Below are 12,841 nucleotides of genomic sequence, written 5' to 3'. Positions count from 1 at the left end.
ATATACTTTAGTCTTCTTCCTGCTTAAGTCCCCTTTCATGCAATTCGCATTCCTTTTGACTACATTTGTTATCAACATTATATATACATGTAATAGTACCACATTTTTTAAAATTCATTTTTGCAACAACTTCTCTAATATCTTTCATAGCCATATTCATATTGTTACCTCCATATTTAGTTTGATAATTAATTATAACATACAAAATGCAAGATGTAAATATAAAAATGCAAAAATAAAAAAATATATACTTAAAATAGTGGAATTATTATAAAAATATGCAATATAATATATGATAAAGTCATATAATCGAAAGATTTAGCTTTCGTAGATTAGCAACTTTTAAGATGAATACTGCAAGAACTGAATTTTTCCAATCATCGCATATATAAAACAACCTCTACTTAAAGTAGAGGTTGTTTAGTGATTAAAATCATTTTTCATAATTTTCATTGCTATGAGTAATCTATACATGAGATTCTACAGTTTCGTACTCAATATAATGTTATAACTAATTTTAAATTATAGCTAATATTACAAAATTTAAAATGAAAAGTAATGTTGAAACAATTAAAATCGGATGAACTTCATTTAATTTTCCTTTACATAGCTTAATAATGCAGTAGAAAATAAAACCAGCTGCTATACCATAAGATATACTATAAGCAAATCCCATGAACACTGAAGCAAAGAATGCTGGAATTGCTTCTTCAAGGTCTTCCCAATTAATTTTTGTAAATGAAGACATCATCATTACGCCAACAATTATTAATACAGGTGATGTAGCTGCACTTGGTACTATACCTGCAATTGGTGCAACTAATATACAAGCCATGAATAATAAAGATGTTACGACACTTGTTAATCCTGTACGTCCACCAGCACCGATTCCAGCTGCACTTTCTACATATGTTGTTGTGTTTGATGTTCCAAAGATTGCACCAATGGATGTAGCAATAGCATCTGCAAATAATGCTTTATCCATTTTTGATTTAAAACCAGTACTTGTTTCAAGGGCTTTTTGATCTTCTTCACTGAAAATACCTGCACGTCTACCTGTACCTATAAATGTTCCTATGGTATCAAATACATCTGATAAACTAAATGCAAATATAGTCATAATTACAAGTGGTATACGAGATGGATCTGAGAATAAGGACATCATTCCTTCTGATCCAAAGGCAGCACCAAATGTAGTGCCTAATTCTTCAAAAGCTGAACCTATAGCTTGAGTACTTAAGCTTGCGTTTGAAATATCAACAACGCCAAAGGGTATACCAATTAAAGTTGTAGTAATAATACTTATAAGTATTGCTCCCTTGACCTTTAAAACCAATAATATAACTAATATTGCAAGGCCTATTAATGCAAGTTGCGTACCAGGGTTAGTAAAATCAACAAGTGCTGGTATAATACCACCATCTGTTATTACTGAAAAGATTCCACCATATGTTTCATCTGCTATAAATGGTTGGTTATTTATTGAAAGTATATTTGCTGATTCAGATGTAAATTGAACAAGGTTAGCACCTTTAATACCTATATAAGCTATAAATATTCCTATACCACCACTTATTGCATTTTGTAAACTTTCTGGTATTGATTTAATTATACTTTTTCGAATTTTTGTAATTGTTATTAAAATATTTAATATACCGCAAATAAAAACGAGAGCTAGCGCTTGTTGCCAGGTAAAACCTAATGCAAAAACTACTGTATAAGTGAAGAATGCATTTAGTCCCATACCTGGTGCCTGAGCATATGGAACATTTGCAAATAACCCCATTACTAAAGTTCCTATTACTGCTGCTATTATTGTTGCAAGAAAAACTGCTTGTGATGGCATTCCGGTTTGAGATAATATTGCGGGATTTACGAAAATAATGTAGGACATTGCAAAGAATGTAGTAAAACCAGCCATTACTTCAGTAGAAACATTTGTTCCTTGCTCTTTAAGCTTAAAAAATTTTTCCATTATTCCTCCTAATTTAATTATAAATTTTTTAAAATAATTCAAATATTAATGTTTACTATTTCCTCATCTAATATAAATATACTTAAGTTACATTGTTCTCTTTACAGTTAGTAAAACATTTTAAATAATAAAAAAACGAATAGAAAAACTATTCGCATCAATACTTGAAAAAATAAAAATAGAAAACTACTCAATAGTCAAACAATTTACGGTCGTTTGGTAGAAACTTAGGAACCATATTTTCCACATTATATTGATGCATTAATATTTGATTTTGACTTTTGTATTATATCCTAATTAGTGAGAATAAGCAATAGATTTTCGTATTTTTTTGTAGTATTTTGTCTTATTTATAAATTATCTTTATTGCATATTAAGATAAAAAATTAAGATAAAAAGATAAAAAAAATATTGACATAATAATTGTGTATATGTATAATGAGAAACAAGTTAATTAAAAAAGCGTTGACGGAGACAAAAATACTTGAAAAATAACTTTAGAGAACCGATGGTTGGTGAAAATCGGTGTTATAAAGTATGCAATGATCACTCCTGAGCTTCCAAGTCGAAATTTTTTAGTAGGCAAGGACGTATTCCTGCGTTAATAGGATAGAGTTCAAAAAATACAAATAAATTTTTTCGACTTGAATGAGGCGATATTTTTTTATCGTAAATTAGGGTGGTACCACGGAAAGACCTTTCGTCCCTATATATATCTATAGTTAGATGTATATAGAGATGAAAGGTCTTTATTTTTTCGGCCTTGAGGGAGAAAAATATAATATAATTATTAGGAGGAAAATAAATGAGAAGCGATTCAGTAACTAAGGGAGTACAACAGGCACCTCACCGTTCATTATTTAATGCCTTAGGATATACAAAGGAAGAATTAAATAAACCTTTAATAGGGATAGTGAGTTCACAAAATGATATAGTTCCAGGGCATATGAACTTGGATAAAATTGTTGATGCTGTGAAAATGGGAGTTGCTATGGCAGGTGGAACACCTGTGGTTTTTCCAGCAATAGCAGTATGTGATGGTATAGCTATGGGTCATCAAGGAATGAAATATTCACTTGTTACTAGGGACTTAATAGCAGATTCTACAGAAGCAATGGCAATGGCGCACTGTTTTGATGCATTAGTTATGGTACCAAACTGTGATAAAAATGTTCCTGGACTTTTAATGGCAGCTGCAAGGGTAAATATTCCTACTATATTTGTTAGTGGAGGACCAATGCTTGCTGGTAAATTAAATGGAAAAAGAACATGTTTATCAGACATGTTCGAAGCCGTAGGAGCTTATAATGCAGGGAAAATGAGTTTTGATGAAGTGGAAGAGTACGAAAATAAGGCATGTCCTTCTTGCGGTTCATGTTCAGGTATGTATACAGCTAATAGTATGAATTGTTTAACTGAGGCATTAGGAATGGGATTAAAAGGAAATGGTACAATCCCTGCTGTGTATTCTGAAAGAATAAGACTTGCTAAACATGCTGGAATGAAAGTAATGGAGCTAGTAGAAAAAAATATAAGACCTAGAGATATAATGACTAAGGATGCATTTATGAATGCTTTAACAGTAGATATGGCTCTTGGATGTAGTACAAACAGTATGCTTCATTTACCAGCTATAGCTTATGAAGCAGGAGTAGATTTGAATTTAGATATAGCAAATGAAATAAGTGCAAAAACTCCAAATCTATGTCACCTTGCACCTGCTGGAAATACTTTTATGGAAGATTTAGATGATGCAGGTGGTGTTTATGCAGTTATGAATGAATTAAATAAAAAAGGTTTGATTAACACAGGTTTATTAACATGTAGTGGCTTAACTGTAGGTGAAAATATTAAAGGTTGTGTAAATAATAATAATGAAATAATAAGACCTGTGGAAAACCCATATAGTCAGACTGGTGGTATTGCAGTACTGAAGGGCAATTTAGCTCCTGATACATGTGTTGTTAAACGTTCAGCTGTTTCACCTGAAATGATGATACATGAAGGTCCTGCACGAGTATTTGATTGTGAAGAAGATGCAATAGAGGCTATAAACAAAGGAAAAATTGTACAAGGTGATGTTGTGGTAATTCGTTATGAAGGGCCAAAAGGTGGACCTGGTATGAGAGAAATGCTAAATCCTACATCGGCTATAATGGGTAGAGGTTTAGGAGATAGTGTAGCATTAATAACTGATGGTCGTTTCTCTGGTGCCACAAGAGGTGCAGCAATAGGACATGTTTCTCCAGAAGCTGCTGTTGGAGGAAATATTGCTTTAGTTGAAGAAGGAGATGTAATTAAAATTAATATTAATGAAAATAAAATAGACTTTGTTATATCGGATGAAGAATTAGAAAATAGAAGAGCTAAATGGCAGCCAAGAGAACCAAAGATTACAACAGGCTATTTGGCTAGATATGCTTCACTTGTTACATCTGGCAATAGGGGAGCAGTATTAGAAGTTAATAAATAATATTAAGAGCTTAAGGATAATAGCTTCAGCTCCACATAGAAATAAATAATTGCAATAATTTAAAATTAATTTTTAAAAACTGGAGGATTAAAATGAAAGTACTTGAAAAAATAAGCGGTTTAGTTGGAAAATTTATGGCTGTAATAGTATTGGTTATAGCTGCAATGGCGTTATTTGTTCCTACAACATTTCTTTGGATTAAGGGATCTTATATAACACCTTTATTAATGATAGTAATGTTTGGAATGGGATTAACTTTAAAATTTGATGATTTTAAATTAGTATTTAGCAGACCTAAAGATGTTTTAATTGGATGTTTGGCACAATTTACGATAATGCCTTTGATAGCATTATTATTAACAAAAATATTTAATTTGCCACCAGAATTAGCAGTTGGTGTTGTACTTGTAGGAACTTGTCCAGGAGGAACATCTTCTAATGTAATGACATATTTAGCTAAGGGTGATATAGCCCTTTCGGTTGCAATGACAAGTGTTTCGACTGTATTAGCTCCAATATTAACTCCTTTAATTACTAAGCTACTAATTGGACAAACTGTATCGGTAGATGTTATGAGTATGTTTATATCTATAGTGAAAGTAGTAATTCTTCCTATAGGACTTGGATTTATTATAAATAGTTTCTTTGGTAAAATCACTGAAAAATTTGTTAAAGTTCTACCATTGGTATCTGTAACTGCTATTGTTGCTATCGTAGCTTCAGTTGTTGCCTCAAATTCAGAAAAAATCTTGACTAGTGGACTTATAATAATATTAGTTGTTGTTTTACACAATTGTTTAGGATATGTAATTGGGTTTATAGTTGGAAAAGTTTTAGGTTTAGATTTATCAAAACAGAAAGCTATTGCTATTGAAGTAGGAATGCAAAATTCAGGGTTAGCAACATCACTTGCTGCAACTTCATTTGCTCAATATCCATTAGCAACAATTCCAGGTGCTGTATTTAGTGTATGGCATAATATATCTGGAGCTATTGCTGCTAACATACTTTCTAGAAAAGAAAGTTAAATTGTAGGGGGCGCATTGTATGCGCCCCGCGGTATGCATGCAATGCATACCCTATAATGTAAATATAATTCACTATTATAACTATTCATATCGTAATGCATCAACTGGTTTTAATTTTGAAGCCTTATTAGCAGGATATAATCCGAAGAAAACACCTACAGCTAAAGAAAAACCAAATGCTCCAATAATTACAGGTATATTAACAACATAATTAATAGCCATTATATCACTTATTGCAGAAGAAACAATCACACCTAGTACAGCACCAATGATACCTCCAACTCCGCTCATTACAGAGGATTCAATTAAAAACTGAATTAGTATATTAACTCTTCCGGCACCTATTGCTTTTCTTATACCTATTTCTCTTGTTCTTTCAGTTACTGTAACAAGCATTATGTTCATAATTCCTATACCACCTACTAAAAGTGAAATTCCTGCTATACCACCAAGCATAGCAGTAAGCATTGCTGTAGTTTCATTTATAACATCTAGCATTTCATCTTGGCTAAAAACCATGTATGAATCTTCATCTTCAAAGTAGTCAAATAAATAATTTTCAATGTTTTCTTTAGCTAAAGTTGATTCCTCAGATGAATTTGCCTGTATAGTTATACTGTTAATTTCTTTGGTACTATTTTGTCTCATTAATGTAGTTACTGGGACGATAACAATGTCATTGCTGTCACCAGCAATAGAGCTTTCTTTGTCTTGAAGAACACCTACAACCGTATATTTTTCTCCATTTATAGAAATATCCTTATTCAAAGGGTTATCTTTACCGAACAAATCTTCAGCAGTTGTTAGACCTATAATTGCTACTTTATTTCTGTAGTCTACATCAACAGGGCTTATTTTTCTTCCAGAACCAATTTTATAGTTATTAATGTTCATGTAGTTTTCATTTCCACCGTTTATATTTACAGTTGTTGTCTCTAAATCATACTTAACAGTAGCATTAGAGTTATATACAGGCGTTACATTTTTAACTCCATCTAGTTTTTCAAAATCATAAACATCATTATATATTATAGATTTTCTTCTATCAAAGATATTTATACTGATTATGTTTGAACCCATGCTGGATATACTATCAGTAACACCTGACGTGGCTCCTTGTCCTATGGATATAAGGACTACTACAGCAAATACACCTATTATTATTCCAAGCATTGTAAGAAATGTTCTCATTTTATTTGAAAAAATAGATTGAAAGGCCATTTTTGTTACGCTTTTTATATTCATTTTAAATTTCCTTTCTTAACTCTGATTTGTAATACTGTTTAAAAGCAATCCGTCTTTAATAGTTATAGTTCTTTTGGCTACTTTAGCCACTTCATTGTCATGGGTTATAAGAACTATAGTTTTACCTTCTTTACTAAGTTCTTTTATTAAATTCATTACATCACTTCCTGATTTAGAATCTAAGTTTCCAGTAGGTTCATCTGCCAATAATACAGGAGGGTCTCCTGCTAGTGCTCTTGCAATAGCAACACGTTGCTGCTGCCCACCAGACAATTCTGTTGGCTTGTGATTCATCCTGTCATTTAATCCAACTTTTTCTAATGCATCTAAAGTTAGTTTTCTTCTTTCTTTACTGTTCATTCCTCTATAAATGAGAGGTAGCTCAACATTTTCTAAAGCTGTTAGTTTAGGTAGAAGATTAAATTTTTGAAATATGAATCCTATTTTTTGATTTCTTATTTTGGACAGTTGTTTTTCATTGTAAGTGCTAATCTCCTTGCCATCCAAATAGTATTCGCCTGTTGTAGGCGCATCTAGACAACCTATCATGTTCATTAGAGTAGACTTGCCTGAACCTGAAGGTCCTATAATTGATAAAAATTCACCTTCGTTAACATGTAAGGATATACCTTTTAGAACCTGTACCTGTACAGAACCCATATCATAAGTTTTTGTAATATCTTTTAAATCTATCATTTTGTAACCACCACTCCTTTTCTGCTTCCGCCCATACCAGGCATGATGTTTACATTTTTCCCAGGCATCTCAGAGGAGTTAGATTGAACTGAATTATAAACAATTACATTACCTTCATTTATTCCTGAAATAATTTCAACTTTATCTTTTGTAGCTAATCCCAGCTTTACTTTCATATCTTTTTTATTGCCAGATTCATCTTTAACAGTTACCATATAATTTCCATTTAGTCTATGAACAGCATCGATAGGGATGACTAGTACATTTTTTTTGCTATCTGCTAATATTTCAACATCTACATTCATACCTGACATAAGAGTTTTTCTATCATCTAATTTAACAGTTACATCATATGTAGTAATTCCGTTTTGACTTTTTCCTTCCATTGATATTTTAGCTACTTTGCCGGTGAATTTATCATCAGGATAAACATCACTATAAATATTGGCTTGTTGTCCTAATTTTATTTTATCTATATCGAGTTCATCAACAGCAATAACTACTTCCATATTTTCAAGGTCTGCAACAGTCATTAAAGTTGTAGTTCTGTCAACAACCTCTTCTTCTGATACATTAATTTGAAGAACAGTGCCTTTCATGGGAGAGTAAATAGTATCTCCTTCAACTAAATCTTCTATTTGAGATTGATACTTTGCAATTGAATTTTGTTTTTCAGCTATTTCAAGGGCTAAGTCTTCACCTTCAATAATTGCTATAATATCACCTTTATCGATGTACTTTCCATTTTCAGTATTTACAGATTTAATCTTACCACCTACTTTAGCAGTAATATTTTCTTCTTTTACATCAATAATTTTACCGTTGCTCATACCTTCATATGAGCCTTGACTATTGGTTACAGTGACTTGAGCTAGGTCCCCTACACTGAATCCACCGGGATTTTTCATCTTAAGAGTTACTATGTATCCAAATGTACCTCCGCCTTGTTGAACAGGAGTGCTATTCTTTTCAATTACAGTTCCTGAATGAGTTGATAAATATTTGGTCATAAATATAGATGCTTCGTCGTCAATAGATATTTTGTCAAATTGACCTTTAGTAAAAAATACTTCGACATATGAATTGTCAGTATCTTTAACAGTGGCTATATTATAATTAGTGCTGATTTCATCTCCAACCTCAATATCCATGCCAGAAATCACTCCGGAAACTGGGGCATATATATTTAAATCATCTTGATTTTTGTATAATTCGTTTAGTTCTCGTTGAGTTTTTTCAATATTTAATTCAATTCCATTAATTTCTGTTTGACTATCGCTTGCCATATCAGACTTTAAGGATGTAAGTATTTGATCTTTTTCCACTAAATCTCCTTCTGTAACATAAATTTTATCAACAGTTCCATCAATTTCGGATTTTATTTCCCTTTTATCTGATGGATTAACACTTCCGCTTTCTGAAACAGAAACAGATATGTTATCTTTTGAAACGGTATATTCAATTTCATTGTTTAAAATTTCAGTTGCATTAGTTTTGTTGGTAGTTCTATAAGTAACGAATTTGAAACCAATAAATACAACAGTAAGAATTGCTGCAATAATAACAATCCATTTAAATTTTTTGTTTTTCATATAAAATAGTCCTTTCTGATTTTAATTTTTATTAGTAATTTATTTAATAATATTATTTAAATGTGATGGAATTGTGTTTTAGAACATCAATAAAAAAATAAAAAACAGGTTACATTTTGTAACCTGTTAACTTACAAATAAACGTAGGGGACGCATTGTATGCGTCCCGCGGTTTGCATACAATGCAAACCCTACATTACATTATTGTTATCTTTTAATTTGTGAACATTTGTGTCCAGTATGGTGTTCCTGTTGAGTTTGTTACATAACCTACACCTAATTTTGAAAAGTTAGGTGAAAGGATGTTTGCTTTGTGACCTTCTGAGTTCATCCAAGCATTTACTACTTCTTCAGGAGATCTTTGACCTTTTGCAATATTTTCGCCCCATGCAGAATAATTAATTCCATTTTGCTTCAACATGTCACCTGCGCTACCGTAAGTTGGTGATTGGTGTGCAAAGTAATTGTTGTCAGCCATATCCTTAGATTTAGCTCTAGCTACATTGGAAATAGCTGAATCAAATGAAAGAGAAGGAAGACCAACTTTTTGTCTTTCTACATTTACAAGTTCAACTACTTTTTGTTCATAATTTGATTTTGATGTAGGAGCTGTAGTGTTGTTTGTTTGTATATTTTCCTGTTCAGTTAATTGTGTATTATCACTAAAGGTATTTGCTTGTTGTGTATTTTCAATAGAAGGAGTTTCAGTTTGTGTAGTATCTTCTAAAGGTTCTACTGATTGAGTATTCCATGGTTCAGATGCAAATAAATTATTTATAAATGACCAATCATATGTTGGATAGCTTTCCATTCCTGCAGCAAAGACTGTTGTAGATGATAGTGCTAATGTTAATGTTAATGCCATTGCAATTATCTTATTTTTCATAAATTTTCTCCTTAATATTTTATTGGATTTTTTAACGAAAAGCTCTAAAATTATTATTAACAACTTTTTCGTTATGAATGTATTATAACATGCAAACTTGTATAAATAAACCATCAATAACTACATCAAGTTCCTAATGTTACAAGTATATTACAAATATTTGTAATAGTATTGTAATATTCGATAATAAAAAAAGACTACCAAAGGCAATCTAAGCTGTAGGGGACGCATTGTATGCGTCCCTCAGTATGCATACAATGCATACCCTACAATGTAAAATTATTGTCATTTGTTTAATTTGTGAATATTTGTGTCCAGTATGGTCTTCCGTTTGAGTTTGTAACGTATCCTACTCCTATTTTGTTAAAGTTTGATGAAAGGATGTTAGCTCTATGACCTGGAGAATTCATCCATGCATCTACTACTATTTCAGGAGTTTTTTGACCATATGCAATATTTTCACCCCATGCAGACCAGCTAATTCCAAATTGTCTTAACATGTCTCCAGCACTTCCGTAAGTTGGAGATTGGTGTGCAAAGTAATTATTATTCGCCATATCTTTTGATTTAGTTCTAGCAACGTTAGAAATAGATGTATCTAGCGTAAGAGCAGACAAACCAGCTTTTTGTCTTTCCACATTAACAAGTTCTACTACTTTTTGCTCATATTCTAAGCTAGAAGAAATTGTTGAATCCTTTGATTCATTTTGAGTATTCTCTTTTTCAGGTGTTTCTTGTTCCTTTTCAACTGGCTCTGTAACCTCTTGTTTCTTCTCAACTTGCTCTGTAACCTCTTGTTCCTGTTCAACTGGCTCTGTAACCTTTGATTTAGATAAATTTTTGTTAAGTAACTCTTTCCAATTAATTGAATTTAAATCTACACTTTTACCGTTTATAGTCAGTTTATATTTTGTATTACTTGTTTGACTATAATTTTGATTAAAATTTCTAAGTAAGTTATTAATGTCATACTTTTTAGTACAATATGTCTCTTCCGCAGCAAATGCTGTTGTAGATGATAATGCTAATACCGTAGATAATGTTAGTGCTAATACCTTATGCTTCATAATTCACTCCTATTAGTTTTAGATTTTTTTGGGAAGACAGGTATATTTTTATACACATATCTTCTATAAAATATTGAACTTTTTAATGAGTTTTACGTCATAATGAATTATAGCATGTACATTTTGTTAAATAAATCATCAATAAATTCTTAAATTGGCAAATGTGTCAAGAAAATTACACAATATTGAAAAATAAAAAACATATAACATAATTATTAAATATTCATTAATAATATAAATGAGATATGCTCATATCTTAAGAAATATGAAATATATTTTACATTTATTACTATCGTATGCAGAAAATAATAATATAAATTCTTGACAATGGCATCAATATATATTATATTAATGAATAAATATATATTATAATAACAATGATAGTTTTAAGTAACATTTTGGTTACAAAATTAGAGAGTGAACTGGGTGGTGAAAGGTTCATAGTACAAGATGTGAATTACGGCTCTGGAGTTACTGTGGGAAACCATAGCGGAATATCTGAACGTTAAATCAGTATAAGGCACATATGTGTAAATTAAGGTGGTACCACGGGTTTTTCGTCCTTTATGGAGAAAAGCCCTTTTTTATATAATGGAGGTTAAATTATGAATAAGGAAAATGTATTTGATGTGTTAAAAGAAAGAGGATATTTAGAGCAATGTACTCATGAAGATGAAATTAGAGAACTCTTAGGAAAAGAATCTGTAACATTTTATATAGGTTTTGACCCTACTGCTGATAGTTTGCATATAGGTCATTATATACAAATAATGGTTATGTCTATAATGCAAAAATATGGTCATAAACCAATAGCTCTAATTGGTGGAGGAACCACTATGATTGGTGATCCCAGCGACAGAACAGGTATGCGCTCTATAATGACACAAGAGATAATTACTCGAAATGGAGAAAATTTTAAAAAAGTATTTGAGAAATTTTTAGATTTTTCTGATGATAAAGCAATCATGGATAATAATGCAGAATGGCTTTTACCTTTAAACTTTCTTGAATTTATGCGTGAAGTAGGAGTTCACTTTTCAGTTAACAGAATGCTAACTGCAGAATGTTACAAAAATAGAATGGAACAAGGACTTACATTCTTTGAATTTGGTTACATGTTGATGCAATCCTATGATTTCTATGTTTTAAATCAGAAATATGACTGTAAAATGCAGTTTGGTGGTAATGACCAATGGTCTAACATCATAGGCGGTATCGAATTAACAAGGAGAAAGTCAGGAAAACAGTTATACGGTATGACATTTTCATTGTTGACAAACAGTGAAGGTAAGAAAATGGGCAAGACTGAAAAGGGAGCCCTTTGGTTAGATAGAAACAAAACTACACCATACGAATTTTATCAGTACTGGAGAAACATCGATGATGCTGATGTTGAAAAATGTCTTGCATTATTAACATTCATTCCAATGGATGAAGTTAGAAGACTTGGAAGCTTAGAAGGAGCTGAAATTAATAAAGCAAAAGAAATTCTTGCATATGAGGTTACTAAGCTTATTCATTCGGAAGAGGATGCTGTTAAGGCACAGGATGCTGCAAGAGCATTATTTGGGGGAAGTGCAGATTCTGAGAACATTCCATCTACAGAGCTTACAGCTGATGAGCTTGGAGATGGTATGACAGTAATAGACCTTATGGTAAAAGCAAACCTTATTAAATCAAAGAGTGAAGGCAGAAGGTTAATCGAACAATCTGGAGTATCAGTTAATGATAATATAGTAGGAGATGTAGGTTCAACAGTTTCAAAATCAGATTTTGAAGACGGAAAATTAATGATTAAAAAAGGCAAGAAAGTATACCACAGAATTAAATTGATTTAATTTAGTAGTTATTGTTATTATTCCATTTTCGTTAGTATATC

The 12,841-nt window shown here is 31.5% G+C and carries 10 protein-coding genes, 1 riboswitch and 1 other annotated feature; of the genes, 3 read left to right on the top strand and 7 right to left on the bottom strand.

Annotation, left to right across the window (positions count from 1 at the left end):
* Positions 1–7 precede the first annotated feature (7 nt).
* Together U8307_RS05195 and U8307_RS05190 are read right to left on the bottom strand one after the other, a co-directional pair.
* A complete protein-coding gene (locus U8307_RS05195) occupies positions 8–160 on the bottom strand; it encodes a hypothetical protein (RefSeq protein WP_326910808.1) in 153 nt (50 codons plus the stop codon).
* A gap of 357 nt (positions 161–517) precedes the next feature.
* Complete coding sequence (locus tag U8307_RS05190; RefSeq protein WP_326910806.1) at positions 518–1,975, bottom strand: NCS2 family permease; 1,458 nt, start codon at positions 1,973–1,975, stop codon at positions 518–520.
* A 174-nt stretch (positions 1,976–2,149) separates the two neighbouring features.
* A riboswitch (purine riboswitch) is annotated at positions 2,150–2,251 on the bottom strand.
* Between the two features lie 180 nt (positions 2,252–2,431).
* Positions 2,432–2,686: a binding site (T-box leader), on the top strand.
* Between the two features lie 94 nt (positions 2,687–2,780).
* Here U8307_RS05190 and ilvD point away from each other — a divergent pair.
* Together ilvD and U8307_RS05180 are read left to right on the top strand one after the other, a co-directional pair.
* Positions 2,781–4,448 (top strand): dihydroxy-acid dehydratase, encoded by a 1,668-nt coding sequence (ilvD, locus tag U8307_RS05185; RefSeq protein WP_326910804.1) that lies wholly within the window; start codon positions 2,781–2,783, stop codon positions 4,446–4,448.
* Positions 4,449–4,540: 92 nt separating this feature from the next.
* Positions 4,541–5,476, top strand: a complete 936-nt coding sequence (locus U8307_RS05180) for a bile acid:sodium symporter family protein (RefSeq protein WP_326910802.1) — start codon at positions 4,541–4,543, stop codon at positions 5,474–5,476.
* A gap of 81 nt (positions 5,477–5,557) precedes the next feature.
* Here the strand turns inward: U8307_RS05180 and U8307_RS05175 are convergent, their stop codons facing one another.
* The 5 genes from U8307_RS05175 to U8307_RS05155 form a co-directional block, all read right to left on the bottom strand.
* Positions 5,558–6,721, bottom strand: a complete 1,164-nt coding sequence (locus U8307_RS05175) for an ABC transporter permease (RefSeq protein WP_326910800.1) — start codon at positions 6,719–6,721, stop codon at positions 5,558–5,560.
* Positions 6,722–6,736: 15 nt separating this feature from the next.
* Positions 6,737–7,417: an ABC transporter ATP-binding protein gene (locus U8307_RS05170; RefSeq protein WP_326910798.1), complete on the bottom strand. Its 681-nt coding sequence runs from the start codon at positions 7,415–7,417 to the stop codon at positions 6,737–6,739.
* Complete coding sequence (locus U8307_RS05165) at positions 7,414–9,009, bottom strand: efflux RND transporter periplasmic adaptor subunit (RefSeq protein ID WP_326910796.1); 1,596 nt, start codon at positions 9,007–9,009, stop codon at positions 7,414–7,416. Before U8307_RS05165 ends, U8307_RS05170 begins: the two co-directional genes overlap by 4 nt.
* A 214-nt stretch (positions 9,010–9,223) precedes the next feature.
* On the bottom strand, positions 9,224–9,895 hold the full coding sequence (locus U8307_RS05160) for a CAP domain-containing protein (protein WP_326910794.1): 672 nt from the start codon (positions 9,893–9,895) through the stop codon (positions 9,224–9,226).
* A 293-nt stretch (positions 9,896–10,188) separates the two neighbouring features.
* On the bottom strand, positions 10,189–10,962 hold the full coding sequence (locus U8307_RS05155; protein WP_326910792.1) for a CAP domain-containing protein: 774 nt from the start codon (positions 10,960–10,962) through the stop codon (positions 10,189–10,191).
* 605 nt (positions 10,963–11,567) lie between these two features.
* On the opposite strand from U8307_RS05155, the gene tyrS reads away from it, so the two are divergent.
* Positions 11,568–12,800, top strand: coding sequence for a tyrosine--tRNA ligase (gene tyrS / locus U8307_RS05150; protein ID WP_326910790.1), 1,233 nt, complete (start codon positions 11,568–11,570; stop codon positions 12,798–12,800).
* Positions 12,801–12,841 lie beyond the last annotated feature (41 nt).

This window comes from Sedimentibacter sp. MB31-C6, from assembly GCF_035934735.1.
Lineage (GTDB): Bacteria > Bacillota > Clostridia > Tissierellales > Sedimentibacteraceae > Sedimentibacter.
The sequence above is the reverse complement of the archived record's forward strand: the minus strand, read 5'-3'. Positions and strand labels throughout refer to the sequence as shown.

What these genes read in the sequence shown, in the direction of transcription:
- U8307_RS05195 (WP_326910808.1), bottom strand. Translation starts at nt 160, where the DNA reads ATGAATATGGCTATGAAAGATATTAGAGAAGTTGTTGCAAAAATGAAT.
- U8307_RS05190 (WP_326910806.1), bottom strand. Translation starts at nt 1,975, where the DNA reads ATGGAAAAATTTTTTAAGCTTAAAGAGCAAGGAACAAATGTTTCTACT.
- ilvD (WP_326910804.1), top strand. Translation starts at nt 2,781, where the DNA reads ATGAGAAGCGATTCAGTAACTAAGGGAGTACAACAGGCACCTCACCGT.
- U8307_RS05180 (WP_326910802.1), top strand. Translation starts at nt 4,541, where the DNA reads ATGAAAGTACTTGAAAAAATAAGCGGTTTAGTTGGAAAATTTATGGCT.
- U8307_RS05175 (WP_326910800.1), bottom strand. Translation starts at nt 6,721, where the DNA reads ATGAATATAAAAAGCGTAACAAAAATGGCCTTTCAATCTATTTTTTCA.
- U8307_RS05170 (WP_326910798.1), bottom strand. Translation starts at nt 7,417, where the DNA reads ATGATAGATTTAAAAGATATTACAAAAACTTATGATATGGGTTCTGTA.
- U8307_RS05165 (WP_326910796.1), bottom strand. Translation starts at nt 9,009, where the DNA reads ATGAAAAACAAAAAATTTAAATGGATTGTTATTATTGCAGCAATTCTT.
- U8307_RS05160 (WP_326910794.1), bottom strand. Translation starts at nt 9,895, where the DNA reads ATGAAAAATAAGATAATTGCAATGGCATTAACATTAACATTAGCACTA.
- U8307_RS05155 (WP_326910792.1), bottom strand. Translation starts at nt 10,962, where the DNA reads ATGAAGCATAAGGTATTAGCACTAACATTATCTACGGTATTAGCATTA.
- tyrS (WP_326910790.1), top strand. Translation starts at nt 11,568, where the DNA reads ATGAATAAGGAAAATGTATTTGATGTGTTAAAAGAAAGAGGATATTTA.